The organism is Acinetobacter sp. GW821-FHT09D10 (assembly GCF_059416285.1).
Genome location: NZ_JBWKOW010000001.1, coordinates 1,347,544 through 1,368,235, shown reverse-complemented (window position 1 = coordinate 1,368,235; position 20,692 = coordinate 1,347,544). Strand labels below are relative to the sequence as shown.

The window sequence follows — 20,692 nt, the reverse complement described above, 5'->3', positions numbered from 1 at the left end:
TTCAAAGTATTATTCAATAAAAGTGGTTCATCAAAGTAACCACTTTCTTTTTATTTATTTTTCTTTACCCAAAGCATTATATAACAGGGATAAGTGTACTAAAGAGAGAATATTATTAAACAATATGTGAAAACATACTCTGAAATTTGGGGAAATTTCAAACGATGATTACTCCGCTGGGGAGCGGTTTAAGAAAAAAGTAATCATCGATTCTTAAATAATTTATAAGTTTTGGTTAGATCAAATGAACAACTTAATAACGAGATTTTTAAGTAATTTGGGGCAGTGGCATGAAACAGCACTCACAACGACTAAAGCCATTATTGCTATAGGTGTATTATGCTTAGTCGCATATTTAGTGACGATTAGCTATATACCTTCGGAAATTAGCTTTGGTGATACGCTCATTTTTCTACTGATTTTTGTAGCATGTTCTATTATTTATGCGGGGCTAAGCACGATTTTGTTTTTCTTTGGTATTTCCTTAGTTCCAGTGACATATATCATCTTTAGTGTGGTTGATAAGTATTTACCATCCCATATCAGAATTGGACAAAAACTGCCATTTCCAAAGATTAGCATTACCACATTGGCTGCATCCCTTTATCTGTTATATGTTATTCATAGTTTGTTTTTATTGCATTGGAAAATCAATCTTTACATAGGTATTACCGTATTTTTTATTGCCTTTACTTATTATCCTTTTTATATCAACCGACAGAAGATTAAAGAATTCCGTATAAAGTTTGAGAATTTACAAGATATTATTGATGATCCTGATGCAAGTGACCATCTTAAAACATTTGCAATAAAGAAATTCAAGAGATTAGAAACGCATATTAATGATAGCTTACAAGTCGCCATTGTTTTGATTTTGATACCACTTACCCCCATGTTTTTTATTGAAGAGGTTGGTAACACGTTTCTAAACTATGCCATGCAAAAAACTGGTGTAAGAGTAGAAAAAGCGACTTTATACATCAAAGAACCTTATGCAAATTTAATTGAATTGCCAAAAACGATTCCTAAAGAACTGAGTCCGTATAAAACCTTTATTTTTAAAGATGTTAAAGTGTTATTTCAAGGCATTGGTAAAAGCACTTTAGTTTCTTATAAGGTAAAGGATATGGAAAAGCAGTTAGTAATTCCTAATGAATATATTACTGTAGAGCGAAGCAAGAAAATTGAAGAGTAATTAAATTATAAAAAATAAGAAATAGTTAGAGTTATGAAAGCAAGGATGTAAACAATTGCTATTGTTGTTCTAGCCATAGCGTTTGCATCACTACTTTTTTCCGTAAGTGGGGGAAAAAGTGGTAATGCTGCATTTTTTAAAATAAAGAATATTAAGGCGTACCCTGCAAGAAGTGAAAATACATATTCGAATCCCAACTTCCCCTTAAAGTAAGCAATTAAAGCCATTATTAACATGAATAGGGCTAAGCTCATTAAAAGATATCTCTTAGAGGGGGAGTCTTTTATAAAGAAATCTTCTATTGACATAGGAATGGCTCGCTTTGAAATATTAAATTTTAGATGAGTAATTTTTTTAGAATCAAATGATTAATTTTTTGAGCATTCTTTCTATGTAAAAATAATAGACTAAATTTTTTGATTAACATAGATACTTCAAGACAATTGGTACGAACTAATTCTTAGAAAAGGACGTAATGCAATCATTCCCCCCCAAGGCCCCCGTGCCACAACAGAACTTTAATTTTTTGCGCTGATTTAAAGTCATCCACCATTGCGACACAGAGATAAGGGAGCTAAGCCAAACGCTTAGCCCATGTCTTCTTTATCGCACCGCCGCATCACACTAAAAAAAGTAGGGGCAAAGTCCTGTGGGAGAGCAGGACTTTGCAAACTGACATGTTCTAGACGTTGCATGAGCTTAGGCGAATATACTTGTTCAAGCCGTTGGTAAATACAGTCGCAACTGGCTTGGGTGTGCCCACCAGACAGGCAAATTTCTTCAAAATCCTGCTGAGTGTGAATGTCGCAACCAGAAACACCGTAATCGCCTATTAAAAGGCTTAAAGCCAAAATAGGTTTATAAAGTTTCATATTATTCTCGTGATAATTTTCACTAAGTTATTAATAAAAAATAAGCCGCTTATATTTAAGGTATTAAAATCATTTTAAAAGGGAATAGTTAACCCATCTGTAATACAGAAAAATAAAATGATTAAAATTTTAAAATAAAATTATTTATAAATTTAAAATGTTTTAGGTGAGAGAAAGCCTAAATTTTAAATAAATAAAATTACGAGAGAGGATAGGGGATGAATATAAAAAATGTCATGGCCAACTCCTTAAAGTTTATGGAGTCCTACCACCAACAATCACTGCGAATTAATTTATGGTGGTAGAACGAAAGGGGGTTAGCAGACTGGGATCCAAGGAACCAGCACGCGCAAGCGCGTCCCCCTCCCGTCCTACCGCAAAGAAAAGGGACGCAAGGGTCTAACGACTTATAGTTGAACTATAACCCGCCATGGATCTACGGTCTGCTAAAACCGACTGGCAATGTAGGCCAGCGAGACCATAATAATCATAAGTTTTTAACAGGTCAATTCAATTTAAATAAAATATTATAAAAATTTTAAATATAAATTTATATTTTAATTAAACTCAAGAGTTAATCTATTTAAAGCCATAAATTAATAAATATAATAAAGCTAAACTAAACGTTTAGCTTGAACTTAAAATGTATAACGGTAATTAATAAATACACGATGCTGGTCCCAATCTTTACGAGTCATGCCATTTATTTTTTCACCTAAGTTTGCATTTTCAAACTTTGACTCATAATGCAAAAATGAATAACGCACATCTAAGTTTTTCACCCACGGCAAGGCATAACTCACTGTAAAGTCAAAGTAACGCTCTTTACCCCCAATATCACTGCTAATGTTACTTTGGTGAGCACCAAAGCCATAAATATACTTCGCCTCGGTTTTTAAACCTTTCACGTAGTCTTTCCAGTTATATTTCAGCCGAAGGGCAACGGCGGTTTCATCGTTATTGGTAAAATCAGGGCCAATGGTCGCAGAGGTCGGAAACGGGTTGGTGCCGTGATCTTGCGTTAAAACCGAGTTGCGGGCGGAATGCACGGCAAAGTTATCTTCAATCCAAAACCCATCAAACTTTGAAACGGCAATGCCACCTTCGAGATTATTCTTGGCTACATTTACATCGACAAAATAACCATTGCCACGGTTGTTAATGTCTTGGCCTTTTACACAGTCCAACTCGGTTTCGGCACCACACTTAAACAGCTTGCCATCATCACGCGAGAAAAAAGCACCTGTGTTAAAAGTCCACACTAAGCCATGAAAGGGCAATTTATATTGAGCAATCGCCCCGTACTTTTTTAAATAATCTTTGCTATTTAAATATTCGGCATTCACGCTCCAGTTTTTGTACTGATATTTGGCTCCAAGCAAACCCACATAATCAATTCGCTCGTCATTCTCAGTCACCAGTTTTTCAAAACTGTCCATGCTGCGCGGTTTCCAGCGATCATAGTAAGCAATGTAAGTCTGTAGTTGGTCATTTAGTTGAAACTGACCACTCGCACCCGAAAAGGTGTCGGGCACCGCGCGGTTATTGGTGCTTTTAAGTAAAAGAGAATCTTGCAATTGGCGACCTAATTTAATTTCGCCTTTGTCGCCGAGTTTTGCCTTGACGTAGAGCTGTCCTAAAGTTGCAAAATTTTGATCGAGCTTGCCATTATTTTCGACTTCTAAAAGCTGGGCACTAGGCTTGCCAGAGTCAAATAACTTGGTGACTGCATAGAGTGAGCCATCCACCCCAAGCCAGTCCCACAGGTACGGTGACTGATAATTTAACTCAAGCCCTAAGGCACTTTGTTCATATTCACTCGACGAAGGCGAAGGGTTGGCAAGCGTGGGGTGGGCAGTGCCTTCATCGTTCCAGTAACGGGTGTTAAGTTTTAATTCTAACTTGCCAAATTCTTGAGGAAGCTCTGCATAAGCGTTGCTCACGCTGCCTAAACCAATACAGCCCCATAGCAAATATTTATTCATTTTAAATTCCTTTTTTAAGCATGAATAAGCCCTTTGACTAACGCTGAGGTTAGGCAAGCTTTTTATGAAATGGATGAATTAAGGAGAGAGTTTTTCGAGCACTTGGCCTTTGGTTTCAATGGCAAAGAAGAAGGTCACTAGGCCACCAATGAGCGCCACAACTGCCAGCACACTAAACACATATTGAATGCCGTAGCCACCAACTACCAGACCAACCATAACAGGGCCAATTGCAGAGCCGGCACGGAGCCAAGCGGTACTAAAACCAATGCCCATCGCACGTAGGCGAGTTGGGTAAAGTTCGGCAGCGTAAAGGTATAAAGAGAATGAAATGGTCTGCAAAATGGCATAGCTCAGTGTTGCTAAAATCACAACTTCCATCGCCGATTTTGCGCCTAAAATCGATAGGCTCATGAGTGGAATGATGGCCAAGAAAAACGCTGCACTGTACCAAGGACGGCGGCCGACTTTATCAATCATTAACGCACAGATAATAGAGGCAATCACACCCACACCCGAGGTAATCCAGCCATAACCTAAACTGGTTTGAAGCGATAGACCAAAATGTTGTTTGTAGAGAGATGGCAGCCAAGTCACCATGGCATTATTAATCATATAGACGCAGAACCACATGCCCCACAGGGTAAAGGTACGTTTGCGGTAAATGCCTTGGAACAGCTCACGCCAGTCGGTTTTTGCCATACCTTGCGGGTTAATGTCTTTAACCACAGGTTCAGGCAAAGTTTTACCGCTTTTAATCGCACCGTCTTCAAAGCTTTTGACAACTTTATCGGCTTCTTTAAAGCGGCCTTTTGAAGCAAGCCAGCGTGGTGACTCAGGCAAGAAAAACCGTAAAGGAATCACCAGTAACGATGGAACTAGACCCACAATAAACATGACTTTCCAGCCGTAAATTGGCATCAGGAAAAATGCTGCCATGCCTGCAAACATAAGGCCGAGTGGGAATAAAACTTCATAGAGCAAGAAAAACTTACCGCGCTTTTCCGCACCAATAAACTCGTTAATATAGGCACTCGCAACAGGCACTTCGCCCCCTGTTCCTATGCCTTGTAAGAAACGGAAAATTAACAGTGACATTCCGCTCCACGCAAACAGACAAGAAATGTCCATTGCCACAAACAGTAAAATGGTAAAAGACAAGACTTTTAAACGACCGACTTTTTCGGCAAGAGAACCAAAAAAGATGGCACCGACCAGTTGACCGACATAGCCCGCGGCAATGATCGCACCGACATAGGCTGGAGTAAGATGCCATTCGGTAATGAGTTGGGGTAAAGCAAAGGCAATCGCAAGAACAGTATAGGCGTCAAAAAAGGTCGCTATACCAATGGTAATTCGCATAAATTGCAAACGTCCGGTCACAGGAAGCCGTTCGAGTCTTGCAATAATTTCCGCATTTTTTTGATGATGACTAATTGGTTCTACATCCGCTAGATTTGTCATCTCTATCTCCTTATCACTACATTCCTCGTAGTTTTGTTGTTCTATTTCGCACTACCTGTTCACTACAGTTTGCATGCTTTTTATTATTATTTTTAAGTGACATGCCCGATGTTTGGCCTCAGGCAGCGTACAGTAAAAAAAGGCTAGCGTACATGCTAGCCCGAATAGAATTTAAGCAACGGCTTGGGTTAAATCGACCTTGCCAATTCCGGCTTGACGCATCGCATCATGAATTTCTTGCTCAGCACCTTCTGCTAGTGGAAGCAATGGCGAACGCACAGTGGCATGGTCCAAAATTCCGCGAGCAACCAATGCATGTTTAAGTGCTACCGTGCCTTCCATGTGTGAACCACGGTGATAGACATTACGAGTCACTGGTAAAAGTTGGTCGTGAAGTGCACGAGCTTTGGCGTAATCTTTGGCTTTACCTGCCTTAATCATTTCAATTAAAAGCTCAGGGGCAATGTTGCCATAACCAACCAAAGCACCGTCTACATCAAACATGGTGTGAAGCAAATATTCATCGTGGCACGTCAAAATTTGTAAGTCTGGACGTTCACGGCGAATAATCGGAATTTCGACATCCCAGCGACGCATGTTACGCACACCATTTTTCATGGCAAACACGCCTGGTTGTGCAGAAATATCGAGTAGAGTTTCTAGGTCGTAAGTGGCTTTCGTTGCATCTGGATATTGGAATAAAATAGATGGCAAACCACTTTCTTCATAAATCGCTTTATAGCGGTCTTGTGGTGCGCCTTTTTGATAGCCAAAACGCAACCAGCCATGTGAAGGGTAAATTAAACCTGCCGAAGCACCTGCGCTGACTGCACGTTTTGCTTCTTCTGCTGCAACTGAAGTACCTTCGAGCGTAATCCCTGCAATTACCGGAATTTTGTCATCTACCGATTTAACAAAGCTTTCGATGACCTGCATTTGTTCTTTTTGTGACAAGAATGTTCCTTCACCTGCATGTCCAAGAACAACCAAGCCTTTCACACCATCAATACTGCCTAACCATGAACCTAAACGTTGAATTGCATCATGGTCTACTTGTCCGTCACGGGTAAAAGGAGTCACAGGTGCAGGGGTTAATCCACGTAAATCTAAACTCATAATCGTACTTCCTATACAGTGTAATTAAATATTCTCTGGTTCTTAATCTGATTTAAATCGTGTTGTAGAGAACATGATTGGAGTATAGAAATAGGCGAGCTATGTAGGAATTACCAATTCTTGAATTTCAGTTATACTGAAAATGTATAGCTCAAAAGTGCTAGTTTACGATTTAGGAAGAATCGATGAATTATGATTTATGGAAAATATTTTTAGACGCGGTGGAACTCGGTAGCTTAAGCAAAGTTGCGATGCTGCATAACACCAATCAACCACAAATTAGTCGGCAAATGAACGAGCTTGAAGCGCAATGTGGTGGTCGTTTGTTTAACCGAACTGGACGCGGTGTAGAGCTTACCGATTTAGGCCAGCATTTACTTCCTAAAATTCGTTCATGGCTGAACGTGACCGGCCAACTTAATAATGAAATTTTGCACTCGACTGATACACCGATTGGTACGGTTCGTATTGCCAGTTTGCCGTCTACTGCACATCCGTTGTTATCGACTTTGTACAAAGTCCTTCAACAAAAATATCCCTTAATTAAACTGTCGGTGCGTGAAGGGCAAGGCGTGCATTTAGAAAAATGGCTTGAAGATGGCAGTGTCGATTTAGCCATTCTCTATCGGTTTAACCCAACGCCTAAACAGGGTGATGTCTATCTTACCGAAGCCGATACTTACTTGATCGGTTGTGAAGGAGATGTGCTCACTCAGGCAAATGAAGTCGACTTTACAGCAATAAATCAGTTACCGCTGGTCACGTTTTGCAGGCCAAGTAACTGGCGAAACTTTTTAGACCACATGGCTTATGAAAATGGGGTAGAGCTGAATATTGTGTTTGAAGCTGACTCGATTAGTTTACAGACTCATTTGGTTGCCGAATCTGGCATTTATACTATGCTTGGGCCGCAAGCTTTAAAAAAGGCCAGCCAATACACCTCAATTCAAGCAGCAAAAATTATGAGTCCCGAACTGAAGCGTTATATTTCTTTGTCTATTTCTAAACATGGTTATTTAACGCCTGCTTGTAAGGCGGTAATGGAAGAAATTAAAAATTTGGCTCATTTGCTTTAAGGGAAGTGCAACAAAGTAAGGCGGCAATTAATTCAATTTATTAAACAGTGATTTAAGTTTTACTTGAATTATTGCTTGACTTGTTTAAATGATAATTATTATCATTTGTGAGTTCCTTGTTTTGAGTCCAATTGCTGTGAACAAAACTTCTTTGCTTGTAGATCAGTTATATAGAAGTCACCAAAGCTGGCTTCACCAATGGTTGAGACAAAAATTAGGTAATACTGATCAGGCCGCAGATCTGGTTCAGGACACATTTATTAAACTGCTACAAACGCGAGACGAGCTATTTGGCATTAAGGAACCGCGTGCCTATTTAACGTCGATTGCTAAAAACCTGCTCATTGACCAAGTGCGCCGTAAACGCATTGAACAGGCCTATTTAGATGGCTTGAGTCAAATGGAATATATGCTTGAAGCGGTGGCTTCACCCGAAGACCAAATGCAAATTATTCAAGCAATTAACCAGCTTTGTAAAGCACTCGAAGGGGTTTCTGAAAAAGCACAGCAAGCTTTTATTTTGCATTACCTCGAAGGCTATACCCATAAAGAAATTGCGGCACAATTAAATGTGTCGACCAAAATGATTCAAAAATATTTGGCGAGCTGTTTAATTCAGTGCTACCAAAACCGACAAGACATGGACGCTTGCATTTAAATGGCCATGGATAAAAGCAAACATCACCAGCTGGTTGAAGAAGCCGCGCACTGGATTGTTCAACTGAGTTCGGATGATGAAAGCTCACGAAAAACCGCCAAACAAAAATTTGAAGAGTGGAAAAAAACCAGTGAGCAACATCGCCAAGTGGCTGCCGATATTGAGCAATGTATCGGTTCAATTCAAAAACTTTCCCAAACCAGCGGACATAAAAAAGTCACTAAGGTTGCACTTAAAGCTGGCCTAAGCTCAGGTAAAGCCTATAAACATTTGCGGGCAGGAACAGCTTTTGCTGTCGTGTTTGTTGCCATGAGTGGGGCATTATTTTATTTAACCGATACTACAGTGGCCTATGTTACGGCCGATATTCAAGGACAATCGGGGCAGTGGACCACGCAAACCTTGCCAGACGGTTCACGTTTAATTTTACGTGGTAAAAGCGCAGTCAATCTTGATTTTAAAACCAACCAGCGAGTGGTCGAGTTGGTGCAAGGTCAAATTTATGTCGATGTTGCCAAAGATAAGACCAAACCCTTTTTGGTCAAAACCAGTCATGGACAAATTCAGGCACTCGGCACAGCTTTTAGCGTTAGTTATGACCCTTCGGCAACCGAACTCAACATGTTGCACTCAAAGGTAAAAGTAGAAGCGACGCAGGTTAAAACGACCCAATTGCATGCCACTCGTCAGGCCATTGTTGAAGCAGGGCAAGCCATTAAAATGGACCAAAACGGCGTGCAAAAACTGCCTGCACTGAATGTTTATAACGAACAACAAAAATGGCAAAAGCATCAGCTTATGGTAGAAAACCTGCCGCTGAATCAGGTGTTACAAGAACTAGACTGTAACTACAAAGGCAAAATTATTTTTAAGGATGCGGCGCTGCAACATGTGCGGGTCAATGCTGTGTTGCCTTTAGACCAAACCACAGAATCGCTTAAGCTTTTGGCTACGGTTTTTCCAGACCTGAAAATTAAGCAAATCACCCCGTTTGTGGTCATGGTTTCTTTAAAATAATAAAAAATTAAATTTATTTTCAATTTTAGGTTCCACTTTTTTGAAAGTCGTTCGTCATAGTAAGTAGAAGCAATAAATATGGATCATTTTAATTAGTTGTATTGAATGATTCTTATTACGATTTACTGGGGCGGGCAAATGAAAAAAGCGGGAACGGGGCAAAAGTGGAATCGATCGATTTTTCGATTTTCAACACTGGCGTTTGCCATACATGCTGTGTCGATGGGTGGGCTTGTTGCGCTGCCTATGCAGCAGGCCTATGCACAAACAGCCGAAGTTAAAAGCTATAACATTCCTGCGGGCCGTCTTGCTAACGTACTGAATCAGTTTGCCGAACAATCGGGTACTTCAATTGCAATGGATGCCCAGCAACTCCAAGGGTTGCATAGCCTAGGTTTAAAAGGCAATTTTGCTGTCGAGCAAGGTTTTGAGCAGCTTTTAAAATCAACTGAATTTAATGCTGTAAAAGTTGGGCAGGGCTACACACTCAGCAAAAAATCTACGCCTCGGGTCACTTCATCTAAAGTTCAGGCCGCTAGCCTGCCGCCAAGTAGTGCCGTAATTGAAGAAGATGCATCGGTACGACTCACGCCAATTGTAGTGTACGGCAAAGAAGACCGTGACACAGAAGGCTATAACAAAGTTTATGACGCAAACCGCTCTTCGGTCTATGCGGGTAAAGACTATGTCGAACGCTTTAAAGGAACCAACCCTGCCGATGTTTTACAAGGCATGGTGGGAGTCTATAGCGGCGATGCCCGCAATAGTGGGGCACTCGACCCAAGTGTACGTGGTGTGCAGGGTGTTGGCCGTGTGCCTTTAACCATTGATGGCACTGAACAGTCAATTGCCGTATGGCGTGGTTACAACGGGGTAAACAACCGAAACTATATTGACCCCAATCTCATTGCTGGTATTGAAGTCATTAAAGGTCCGTCTTTAGAGCGCAATACCACGACTTCTGTTGGCGGTGGTGTGGTGGTCAAAACGCTAGAGGCCGATGACATTGTTCGTCCGGGTAAATCTTTTGGTGCAGAGTTAAAGGTAGAAGGCTCAACCAACTCAATCGATCCGTCTTTGCCAGACATGAGCAAAGTGGGTCAAAACTACGATGACACAACGCCTTGGATCGACATGAACGGGGCCAAATATGACCCCGATATTTATAAAAAGAACCGTACCAGAAGTGACAACTCTAATTTTTCGGGCGATGACTTGGCGGGCCGACTGGCAATTGCCACCAAGCAAGATAAATTCGATTTACTGGCAGTTTATGCGGTACGTGAGCGCGGTAACTATTTTTCGGGGACACATGGCGCGGGCTACTATAAACGAGCGACGCCAGACAGTAGCCTCGACTTTATTCCTTACTTTGCCTATGCCTATCAACCAGGCGATGAAGTTCCCAACACTTCAAGTCATATGGAGTCGTGGTTATTAAAAGGGACCTATCGCCCAACCGATCACCAGACTCTTAAACTGACTTACCGAGATACCAAAAATATTTTTGGTGAAATTATGCCGTCTCGGATTGTGTGGGGCATTACGCCTGACTTGGGTGTTCCGCAGTGGCCTTTAAGCAATATTCACTCTAAAGCCTATAGCCTCGAATATAAATTTAAGCCTGAGAATAATCGCTGGATTGATTTCTATGCCAACATTTGGCAAACCGACACCGAAAGCCAGACATACACACGTGGTGGATGGCCAACCACAATCGACTTTCGAGATAACACTATTATTAACACGGCGATAAGCCATTCTGACAATACGCGTAAAGGCATTACGGTCAGTAATAAAACCCGTTTGTTAGACCAGCTTGATTTGACGCTCGGTGGAAGTTTCTTAAAAGAAAAACTGACGTCTGACGATGTGTATGGTGAATTTGGCCCAAGTTATTCGCTCTATCAGGCATTACCACGGGCAGGGCGCCGTGAGGAAAAAACCTTCGACTTTAACTTTAATTATAGACCGCTGTCTTGGTTAAGTTTTGATGCGGGCATGCGTTATCGCTCGTATTGGGCTGTTGATGACTTTTTAAATAAGTCTTTGCAGAGCGAGATTGACCCGAATTTAAATCCGCTATTTACCAAAAAAAGTAGGCTTAAAGAATATACCTTTGAATATCAGACCATGCCCGAGAGTTACACCTCAACTCAGCAGCGTTTAATCAATGTTTTAAAACAGCGCTATGCCACAAAAAATCCTGAATGGGATGGGCAGCTCGATACCGTGCCTGCATCAGAGAGCACTTTGTACAACATGATCTGGTCACAGAAAAATACGCTGAGCTGGAAAGCTGATGCCAACGGGCAATTGTCGCTTGCCGATAATCCTTTAAACCAGCTCAATGCCTCTGGACAAAAGTACGTCGTAACTGGCGGGAACTTTATGTCAGTGGTCGACCAAGTTCCGGTTGAGTCTGCCGACAAAGTTAAAGATAGCGGCTGGGCACCGCAGTTAGGTGCCTCAATTCATCTCACGCCAAACAGCAGAATCTATGCACGCTATGCGGAGGAATATCGCTTACCAAGTTTGTTTGAAAGCACCGTCGGTTTTTCTGCCATGTTGCCATATCAAGCAATCAAACCTGAACATGCTTTTAACTACGAAGTGGGTTATGTCTATGACATGCGTGACTGGTTCAGCACAGCACGTAATGCTGACATTAAACTCGCCTATTACTACAACAAAACCAAAAATGTGATTGAGCGTGACCAAAACCTTATTTTTACCAATATGGATGAACAGAAACTGTCAGGTCTAGAGCTACAAAGCCGTTTTGATAATGGTGGTTTCTTCACAGACTTAAGCGTGGCCTATAACTTAAAAAATGAAGTGTGTGACACCAATAGTGCCATTAACAAAATGATTTTAGGCGGCACGGTTCAAACCGAGCAGGGTCTTGAGTTCCGTGAACCGTATCAGCGCTGTGTTGATGACGGTTTCCCAAATGGTTATTTAGTGACAATGGCCACACCTGAACTGAGTTTTCACGGTTTGCTTGGCGCCCGCTTTTTTGATGAAAAGTTAGAGCTCGGTGCACGTGCAACATTCTATAAAGCTTATGAAAGTCCGCTACGCAAAAACAATGATGCTAGCGTCAATAAAGGCTATTACCTCAATGTGCCTTTGGCTTGGGACGACACATGGATTTTTGATGCCTATGCACGTTATCAGGTCGATGACTACAACACGGTTGAGTTTGTCGGCAGTAATCTTTCTAACCAGTTTTATATCGATCCTTTAACCCGTAGCGCCATGGCCGCACCCGGCCGAACGATGAAAATTAGTTGGACCACCAAATTTTAAACAGAATTTGATTCCCTCACACATACATAAAAGGGGAGTCAGGTAACAGTAAATAATAATGATGAATGATTATTATTTACAAAAAGTCCGAGTAGGTTTGCAGCTGGGCCTACTCAATAAACTAAAAAATAGCGAAATCGTTATTTTAAATTAAACAATAACTTAGTTCTAAAAAGATGGAGTAACAACAAATGAAAATCTCTCAATTGTTCTTGGGTCTAGTTGCTTGTTCAACTGCATTTGCTTATGCAGGGATTGATGGTATTTCGAGTAATGAAAGTAACATCAAAATCGGTGCTGCTGCCAATGCAAGCCATCCGGGTGGTGTAGCAGCGGTATCGGTTCAAGCTGCGGGTGCGCCATATAACGCTTTTACAGGTTTTAGTTCGTTAAAAGGTTTGGCTCAGGCTTTCGCTGCTCAGGGAACGAGTAACACCAATGTAACGGTTGGCAGCAAAACCTTTAATATTTCGCATATTCCAGTGTCTGCAATGCCACCTTCACACAGTGCATTAGGTAATTTTAACTTTGGTCAGGTCGGTACGCAGGAAGTCTATTTTGGTGAATGGTGGAAAGCGGGCGACACGTCGGCAAGCGCGAGCCATACCGTTTACTACGCGGGTGATAACACCAATACCACTGTTCCAACCGCGGGTACTGCAACCTATACCGTTGCAGGAATTAACGGCTCTGGAAGCAATCTGTTAAGTGGTACGTTCACGGCAAATTATGGCGCGGGCACACTCCAAGGGACGCTTACAGGAACAGGTACGGCTGTTTCATCATTAAGTCTAGATGGTGTGGCATTTAACCCGGGTACTGCTGCATTTGCAGGTTTGGCAACGGCTAACGGTACGGCTGGTGTCGACAACTCTGGTGTGGTTCAAGGTCAATTCTTCGGTGCAAATGCTTCGGCTTTAGCGGGTATTGCCCAGTTTGATAACGTGTCTTACAACACTGCATTTGGCGGTGCTAAAAATTAATGAATGCAAAAGGAATCTACACACGTAGGTTCCTTTTGTTTTTTTGGATTTTGCTTGGTTGCTTCAGGTTTATTGTTTTATGAAACGAATGCTTTTGTGTTGTCTGACTTTGTTGAGTTGTCCATTTTTATATGCCGACGAAGACACACAGCTTCGTCTTAATCAAAGTTTGGACCAAACGCTTTTACAAGAACAGCGCCAGTTTCACGAACAGGGAACCATTCGTAGTACCGAGCAATTACCAAAACTTCAAATTAATGGACAAGAATATAGTGTTGAACAAAACCAGAATGATCTTGCCAAGGCGTTATATTTGGCAGTCATGCAAAAACAGTGGCTCAAAGCCACGGTTTATTTAGAGCATTATAAGAAATATGTTGGCTACGATCGGGCTTTAACCGACTTTGCCGAAGGGGCAGTTGCACGTTCTCAGGGTCAACTGAAATTGGCTGAACAAAAATTTCAAAGCAGCCTAAAACAACAACCTCATAATTTAATTTGTGAACTTGAGTTAGCGCGCGTGCTGTTTGAACAACAGAAGAATAAGGAAGCAGCACGCCTTTTTATTTCCATTCAAGACAAACTTAAACAAAGTGACCCTGCGGTAATCCCGTCTGGAGTTTTAACAACAGTGAATACTTTTGTTCAGGCACTAAAAAAACGAGACTCTTGGCAAGGCTCGGTTTCAGCTGGCTACACCTATGTTAGTAATTTAAATAGTTCATCTGAACAGAGCAAAACATGGACGCTTTATGGCAAAGATAGTAATGGTAATATTATCCCAATTGAGCAAGTCACCCGTGGAACTCCAAAAGCCGAATCGGCAACGGGTTTAGATTACGAAGCCAGTCTGATTAAACGCTATGCGATAGAGGGTCATCATGGCGTGGCTTTACGTGCGTTGGCTTTTGGACAGTCCTATAACGACCACGCGGCATTTAATGAATCTACTATTAACATTAATGCAGGCTATAGCTACTTTGACTTAAAAAATCAAATTGGGGTGAGTCCGCTTTTTGAACATAAACGTTATGGCAATGATGGTCTTTACAATGCGTGGGGTGCACGTGCTGAGTGGATGCATTTTATCTCGGCCGATAAAGCCTTTAAGCTAGAAGCTGAGAGTAAAGATTTAAATTATCAGAAATATAAAACCCTAGATGGGGTAGAAAGCTCAGCTTTTGCTACTTTCTGGAAGATTTTTCCAGACCAGTGGACTTTTTTTGGTGGTTTAGATGTGCTCGACCATTCGACCCAAGAAAAATATATGGCTGCATACCAGCAGCAAGGTGTGCGGTTGGGCTTAAGCAAATCTTGGAGCACAGGATTTAACACCACTTTGTTAAGTTCTTACCGTTGGCGTCAGTTTGATAAATATGCAGAAACTTTCTTGGCCCGCCGCCATGATTTTGAGCAGAACTATACCTTTGTTGTACAAATGCCGCGCTTTGAGTTTTATGGCATGACCCCAAATTTAACCTATCGCTATAACCATAATAAAAGCAATGTCGATTGGCTCTATTCCTACGATAAACACAACATTAGCCTCAAGCTTGAGCATCGTTTTTAGGGAATAAGCCATGAAATCAAAATCTTTATTCCCTACATACAAACCGATGGTTAAGTTGCCTTTACTACAAGGTCCGAAGCATTTTTATAAGTGCTTAACCGTAGCTGTTGTGATTGGTTTGCATTTGCTTGTTGTCTGGATGCTGAGCCATTTAATTGAACCCTATACTTTTGCGACATCACCAAAAGTAGATGCCTTAAAAGTAAGTTTTGTGTCGCTGGCACCTGCTAAAAAGCCATCACCTGACCAGACTGAAAGTAAGCTTATCGAAAAAAGTTTAGCGCCGAAATCTACGTTAAATAGTTCGGTATCTTATGCACCCGATCAGCTCAAAAACTCACCTACAAATGTTCAAACATTAGCGTCAAAAACTGCCTCTAAAGAGGTGATGCAAAATAATTTAAGTGATAAACAGCAAGCACAATCAAAAACGAGTTTAAACAATTTAGCTTCGTCTCAAGCAGCGCAGCCTACAGAAAGGCGAGCGGCTCATACAGATACACAACTCAGTTCGACTGACCTTGAACAACCGCAAAGAGAGCACTTGCTAGAAAACACCAGCAGCACAACCAAAAGCGGTGGCGTCAAAACATCTGCAACGCAGCAAGAATATTCCAAAGCACCTAGCACTCAAGTTGAATACGATGACGTTGTTCAGGTGAGTAGTGTGGACGTGCTGAGTTTTGGCGGGCTTGACTATGACGACCGCGAGTTAAAACAACAAAATCGTTTGGTTGAGGTGCGTATTCGCATTAATGAAAAAGGGCAGCCGATTGACATTCAATTACGTCAAAGCTCGGGCATTGCCAGCCTTGATGAACGGGTCATGCAAGCTGCACGTAAATCCAGATTTAAACTCCACAAAATTAACGGTCGCGCCGTGACCATTGTTGTGGATTTTCCAGTCCAACTCAAACTCAATCGGGGCCGTTAACCGATGAGCGATATCCATTTGCAGGAGAAAGATGATGAACTCATCTACAGAACAAATCATGAGTAACAGCTTGTCTTTACGTTTGAAACAAGAAACCGCTGCTGAACATGAACGTATGCATCAATTAATGTCGCAAGCAAAGGTGTTTTCAAGTAAAGAAAAATACGCACAATTTACGTTGTCTCAATATTACTTTCAGCGCGAAATTGAACATCTTTTTGAAAAAGAGGGTGTAGCAGAACTGATTCCGGACCTTGATATTCGTGGCCGCTCAAAACAAGCACTTGCCGATTTAAATGATTTAGGTATTCAACCCAATGGACAGCAATTACAGAGTGAAAACGTACAGCTACCCGAAGCTTTAGGCTGGATTTATGTATCTGAAGGTTCAACCTTAGGAGCAGCATTTTTATTTAAAGAGGCCCAAAAACATTTAGGGTTTTCTGAAACGTTTGCTGCGCGTAATTTGGCTGCCTATCCCGAAGGGCGCGCTAAAGTCTGGAAACGTTTTGTGCAAGCACTCGACGAAACAGGTTTCGACCGGACCCAGCAAGATCGTGTTGTACAAGGTGCTTTAGATGCCTTTGGATATTTTGGTCAGGCGCTTGATCAGCTTGATGAATTGAAATAATAAAAAGTGGATAAGGCTACCCGGTATGAACAAACTCAATCAAGTAGATGTGATCGTAAAGCATAAGCAGTCGTTAGTACCAGCTCAACCAGTCAGTAAGCTTGCCCGTTCTGTTTGGGCGCGTTGGGTGTTTATTGGTTTGGCTTGGTTGTGTATCGCGCTTGGTATATTGGGTATTTTTATTCCGGGTTTACCCACGGTTGATTTTATAATTTTGGCTGTTTTCTTTGCGGCTCGAGGCTCTGAAAAACTTCATCAATGGTTTCGAAATCATCGTTATATTGGTCCACTCATTCGCGAGTGGCAAGAACATCGCCGCATTCCTAAAAAGGCAAAATATATTTCTACAGTAAGTATGAGTTTGGCGGCTGTTCTTATGATTTGGACCATTCCACATCCGTGGTTTGTCTATCCGGCAATTTTATGTATGGCTGGGGTATTAATTTGGATGTGGTTAAAAAATTGAAGATTTAAGATTGGCACTGTTGCATAGTACGCTTCATGGTTTTCACAAAATCACGTGGTACTTCGGGGCTTTGCAAACTTAAGCTTCCAAGTTTAAGCATCAGTTTAGGGGAATATTGACGTTCTAAGCGGTGATAAATACATGTACAACTTGCACGGCTATGACCTGCTGCCATACATTTTAAATAGAAATCACGTTGAGCATTATTCTTCTGACCTGCAAAGGCAATAGATGCAAATAATAATCCGCCTAGAAAAACTGAATAATTATAAAATGACATATATCTACTCGTGATTGTTTTTTTCATTATCCATATTTTGGCATAACTTTTTCAGGTTCAAAATCAGTTGATATCAACTTGCGGCTTCATCATAGTTAGAACTGTTTTAGAGGTCAAATTGATTTGAAGATGATCACTGTTTTTATTGTCTTTAAAATAGAGAATTTTGATTGTTGCTATTTTAAAGACAGTGTTACGACATTACACACCCTATTTTTTTACATCATTTTTTGCTTTCATAAACGTTTAAGCATTATTCATTTTTAAATCATTTATATAGAAATTAATTGCTTTAAGATTTTAATTTAACAGGATATTTTTTATGCCAGATACCCCAATTAAAAAAGAGACAGAAAGTACATGGGCAATATGTCGAGATCCTGTTTTACTAACTATGGTTGGTGGGGCGATTGATACCATTAGCTTTATTGCGTTGTTTGGTTTCTTTACCGCGCATGTTACTGGAAACTTAGTGTTGGCAGGGGCGGCATGGGTTAAAGGAGGCGCGGGAATATGGATTAAGCTCGCAGCTATTCCGCTATTTATTTTGACTGTAGTGATTACCAAGCTTTTGATTGACCGTAGTCAGGTGAAGCATAAAACGCTGTCTTATTTATTTTTGTTTGAAGCTCTCTTTCTATGTGCTTTTATGGTTGCGGGGCTTTATTTTGAACCTTTTAAAAATCCAGATGCCATTACAGTCGCACTAACAGGTGGGCTGGGTTTAATTGCCTTAGCTATTCGTAATACTTCAAGCAAAACCCTCATTAAAAATATTAGCCCAAGTACCATGATGACGGGCAATACCACGCAGCTCGGTATTGATATTGCTAATTTGCTTAAAAACAATAATGCAGCCAATCGGGCAAGTTTTCTAAAAAGCGCCAGTATTGTGATTGGGTTTGTGATTGGTGCTTTCTTGGGAGCGATACTCTATGTCTATTTTGATTTTTGGAGTGTAGCGCCGTTTATCTTACCAATTTTGTATTTCTCTTATTTAGCTTCACAGCAAAAGTTCAACCAAGCTTGATTAGAAAAAATAACAAAAAAGCCTGAATTAAAATGAGTTCAGGCTTTTTTTCGCAATAAAGGAAAATGGAAGCTGAGCTAAAATTGTTCGTTCATCGCTTTACAGGCATAATGACCTGATGGGGAATACATTCGATTAAGGAATGCAGAATGACAAAGTCTTACCATTATTCAATGATAACAATAATGGCTTTGCTCAGTGGCTGTCAGGTCATTAATTTAAAAGAAAGTAATTTAAGTAATGCTTTAAAAAGTAAGAATGAAAGTATTCTGACTGACGGCACCTTAAGTCATCAAACTCAAAACTTGCTGTATTTAGTTAAAAAAAATGAAAAATCTTGTCTGCAAAATTTTGATGATTGTTTAAATAAAATTCAAAGCCTGTCTGAAAATAGCAGCCGAGAAGAACGCTATGCTGCGCTGAGTGAAATATACTTAGCCAAGGCTTTAGGTGTTGGGCGTAGCAGCCAGTGTAATGCCATCAATAAAAGTAATAGTTGCATTGAGCAAGAGTTAGCTTTGTTCGATAAAAGCTTGCGCTATAGTTACGTTTATTTATTTGACTCTGAAGAGTCGCCGTTCGATCGAGTGTTTGATCATCGCCAAAATCAGGTGCGTATTTTTTATAACGTCGCTTTGTCAAAATTGATGACGACTTATTTTAATCATTTAAATACGCATCGTTTTCCACCTCTGCTGAAAGCAGATGGGCATGAGTACCACGTCAATTTTGACCATGCTGTAGATGTACAAAAAATTGAAGTCGATACCTTTCGCTCCAGCTATAACATGAACTTTTCTGGTTTTAATACCGTTAACCGGAAGGATGGCTTAGGGGCAGAATTTATTGTTGGGCGTAAAGAAAATGATGTAAATCATGGTTTCATTTTAGATCCTGATGCTTTTTATGCTCATCAGAATAATCCTAATATTCACTTACCACGCTTCTTTCCCGTTACGGCTATTGCTTACCCTAAACAAAAGGCCACAGCCGATCAGGTGATTGCTGGAGCAGAGTTAGAAATTGCGATGTTCGATCCATATCGACAAAGTCGTGTAAAAGTTGAAGGTGTGGACTATCCGCTCACTGCAAACTATTCGGCGCCTTATGGACTTTGGCTATCGAAATATAATTTAGGTGCAGCAGGCTATTGGTCTTTGATTAATAAAGAATCCAATTTAATCATGCCGCATTTATATATGCTGGAACCCTTTAACCCGAATAAGAAAATCATTGTGTTTGTTCATGGCTTGGCGAGTAGCCCAGAGGCTTGGGTGAGTCTAACCAATGACATTATGGGCGATGCCGAATTAAGGAATAATTATCAAGTTTGGCAAGTGTTTTATTCTACCAATATGCCCATTTTTGAAAGTCGTTTTCAGATTTATTCATTGCTGAATCAAGCTTTTCAAAACATTGCTAAAGACAGCTATGCTGCGCACGATGCAGTGTTGGTTGGGCATAGTATGGGCGGAGTGATTAGCCGTTTATTAGTAAGCGATGCCGATGTTTCAGGGCAAGCCATGCAAAAAATGAATGAAGCACAGTTAAATCGTTTAAAAGAAAACCCAGTGATTCAAGAGCGTTTTCAGTTCAAAGCTTTGCCTTATTTTAAGCGAGTTGTTTTTGTTTCGGCGCCGCATCATGGTACAGATTACGCTGACCGATGGTTTACCCAAATTGCCCGCCGTGTTATTCGTTTGCCCGCCGATTTCTTTATTGCGGTCGAAATGAGAGATGAAAAAAATACGAAACTCAGAAAAGGTTTAATTGAAAATGGAGCGAGTAATTTAAGTCGTTCTTCCAACTTTATGCAGCTTACGCAAGCCATTCAACCATCGTCTAACGTGGTCTATCACTCGATTATGGGCAATATTAATGGGACGACTGATAAGTTAAAAAGCAGTGATGGTATTGTGCCGTATCAAAGTTCACATTTAGGTGGTGAGCAATCGGAACTGATTATTAAAGGTGGGCATTCTATTCAAACCAGCCCAGAAGCGATTTTAGAATTACGCCGTATTTTACGGTTGCATCTTAAGCAGTCACAGCCTTCAAAATAGAATTTTTGTTTTTAGACAACCACTGCTGAAATGGGGCAGC

General features: G+C 40.8%; 18 protein-coding genes. 12 read left to right on the top strand and 6 right to left on the bottom strand.

What is annotated here, in order from left to right; all coding sequences use genetic code 11:
- Nucleotides 1-244: 244 nt before the first annotated feature.
- Nucleotides 245-1,195 carry a hypothetical protein gene (locus tag AC07M3_RS06415; RefSeq protein ID WP_494566873.1) on the top strand — a complete coding sequence of 317 codons (951 nt, stop codon included), beginning with the start codon at nt 245-247 and terminating at the stop codon, nt 1,193-1,195.
- 5 nt (nt 1,196-1,200) lie between these two features.
- Here the strand turns inward: AC07M3_RS06415 and AC07M3_RS06410 are convergent, their stop codons facing one another.
- From AC07M3_RS06410 to AC07M3_RS06390, 5 genes are all read right to left on the bottom strand, one after another.
- Nucleotides 1,201-1,503 (bottom strand): hypothetical protein, encoded by a 303-nt coding sequence (locus AC07M3_RS06410; RefSeq protein WP_494566872.1) that lies wholly within the window; start codon nt 1,501-1,503, stop codon nt 1,201-1,203.
- A 279-nt stretch (nt 1,504-1,782) separates the two neighbouring features.
- Nucleotides 1,783-2,067, bottom strand: coding sequence for a hypothetical protein (locus AC07M3_RS06405; RefSeq protein WP_100290335.1), 285 nt, complete (start codon nt 2,065-2,067; stop codon nt 1,783-1,785).
- Nucleotides 2,068-2,705: 638 nt separating this feature from the next.
- Complete coding sequence (locus AC07M3_RS06400) at nt 2,706-4,052, bottom strand: OprD family outer membrane porin (protein WP_494566871.1); 1,347 nt, start codon at nt 4,050-4,052, stop codon at nt 2,706-2,708.
- Nucleotides 4,053-4,130: 78 nt separating this feature from the next.
- Nucleotides 4,131-5,516 carry an MFS transporter gene (locus AC07M3_RS06395; RefSeq protein WP_494566870.1) on the bottom strand — a complete coding sequence of 462 codons (1,386 nt, stop codon included), beginning with the start codon at nt 5,514-5,516 and terminating at the stop codon, nt 4,131-4,133.
- Between the two features lie 171 nt (nt 5,517-5,687).
- Nucleotides 5,688-6,632 carry a dihydrodipicolinate synthase family protein gene (locus AC07M3_RS06390; RefSeq protein WP_375037052.1) on the bottom strand — a complete coding sequence of 315 codons (945 nt, stop codon included), beginning with the start codon at nt 6,630-6,632 and terminating at the stop codon, nt 5,688-5,690.
- 185 nt (nt 6,633-6,817) lie between these two features.
- Here AC07M3_RS06390 and AC07M3_RS06385 point away from each other — a divergent pair, with 185 nt between their 5' ends.
- The 9 genes from AC07M3_RS06385 to AC07M3_RS06345 all read left to right on the top strand — a co-directional run bounded on the left by AC07M3_RS06385 (nt 6,818) and on the right by AC07M3_RS06345 (nt 17,279).
- Nucleotides 6,818-7,708: a LysR family transcriptional regulator gene (locus AC07M3_RS06385; protein ID WP_494566869.1), complete on the top strand. Its 891-nt coding sequence runs from the start codon at nt 6,818-6,820 to the stop codon at nt 7,706-7,708.
- Nucleotides 7,709-7,844: 136 nt separating this feature from the next.
- Nucleotides 7,845-8,366, top strand: a complete 522-nt coding sequence (locus AC07M3_RS06380; RefSeq protein WP_092707765.1) for a sigma-70 family RNA polymerase sigma factor — start codon at nt 7,845-7,847, stop codon at nt 8,364-8,366.
- Nucleotides 8,367-9,383, top strand: coding sequence for a FecR family protein (locus AC07M3_RS06375; RefSeq protein ID WP_494566868.1), 1,017 nt, complete (start codon nt 8,367-8,369; stop codon nt 9,381-9,383).
- Nucleotides 9,384-9,521: 138 nt separating this feature from the next.
- Nucleotides 9,522-12,695: a hemophilin receptor HphR gene (hphR, locus tag AC07M3_RS06370; RefSeq protein ID WP_494566920.1), complete on the top strand. Its 3,174-nt coding sequence runs from the start codon at nt 9,522-9,524 to the stop codon at nt 12,693-12,695.
- A gap of 191 nt (nt 12,696-12,886) precedes the next feature.
- Complete coding sequence (locus AC07M3_RS06365) at nt 12,887-13,678, top strand: Slam-dependent surface lipoprotein (protein ID WP_199990270.1); 792 nt, start codon at nt 12,887-12,889, stop codon at nt 13,676-13,678.
- A gap of 79 nt (nt 13,679-13,757) precedes the next feature.
- A complete protein-coding gene (gene hsmA, locus AC07M3_RS06360; protein ID WP_494566867.1) occupies nt 13,758-15,248 on the top strand; it encodes a hemophilin secretion modulator in 1,491 nt (496 codons plus the stop codon).
- Nucleotides 15,249-15,258: 10 nt separating this feature from the next.
- Nucleotides 15,259-16,182, top strand: a complete 924-nt coding sequence (locus tag AC07M3_RS06355; RefSeq protein WP_494566866.1) for an energy transducer TonB — start codon at nt 15,259-15,261, stop codon at nt 16,180-16,182.
- 31 nt (nt 16,183-16,213) lie between these two features.
- Nucleotides 16,214-16,813 carry a biliverdin-producing heme oxygenase gene (locus AC07M3_RS06350; RefSeq protein WP_494566865.1) on the top strand — a complete coding sequence of 200 codons (600 nt, stop codon included), beginning with the start codon at nt 16,214-16,216 and terminating at the stop codon, nt 16,811-16,813.
- A 25-nt stretch (nt 16,814-16,838) separates the two neighbouring features.
- Nucleotides 16,839-17,279 (top strand): YbaN family protein, encoded by a 441-nt coding sequence (locus AC07M3_RS06345; RefSeq protein WP_494566864.1) that lies wholly within the window; start codon nt 16,839-16,841, stop codon nt 17,277-17,279.
- Nucleotides 17,280-17,283: 4 nt separating this feature from the next.
- Here the strand turns inward: AC07M3_RS06345 and AC07M3_RS06340 are convergent, their stop codons facing one another.
- Complete coding sequence (locus tag AC07M3_RS06340; RefSeq protein ID WP_017391749.1) at nt 17,284-17,559, bottom strand: hypothetical protein; 276 nt, start codon at nt 17,557-17,559, stop codon at nt 17,284-17,286.
- A gap of 322 nt (nt 17,560-17,881) precedes the next feature.
- On the opposite strand from AC07M3_RS06340, the gene AC07M3_RS06335 reads away from it, so the two are divergent.
- On the top strand, nt 17,882-18,589 hold the full coding sequence (locus AC07M3_RS06335; protein ID WP_494566863.1) for a YoaK family protein: 708 nt from the start codon (nt 17,882-17,884) through the stop codon (nt 18,587-18,589).
- A gap of 149 nt (nt 18,590-18,738) precedes the next feature.
- Nucleotides 18,739-20,652 (top strand): alpha/beta hydrolase, encoded by a 1,914-nt coding sequence (locus AC07M3_RS06330; protein ID WP_494566862.1) that lies wholly within the window; start codon nt 18,739-18,741, stop codon nt 20,650-20,652.
- Nucleotides 20,653-20,692: the final 40 nt, after the last annotated feature.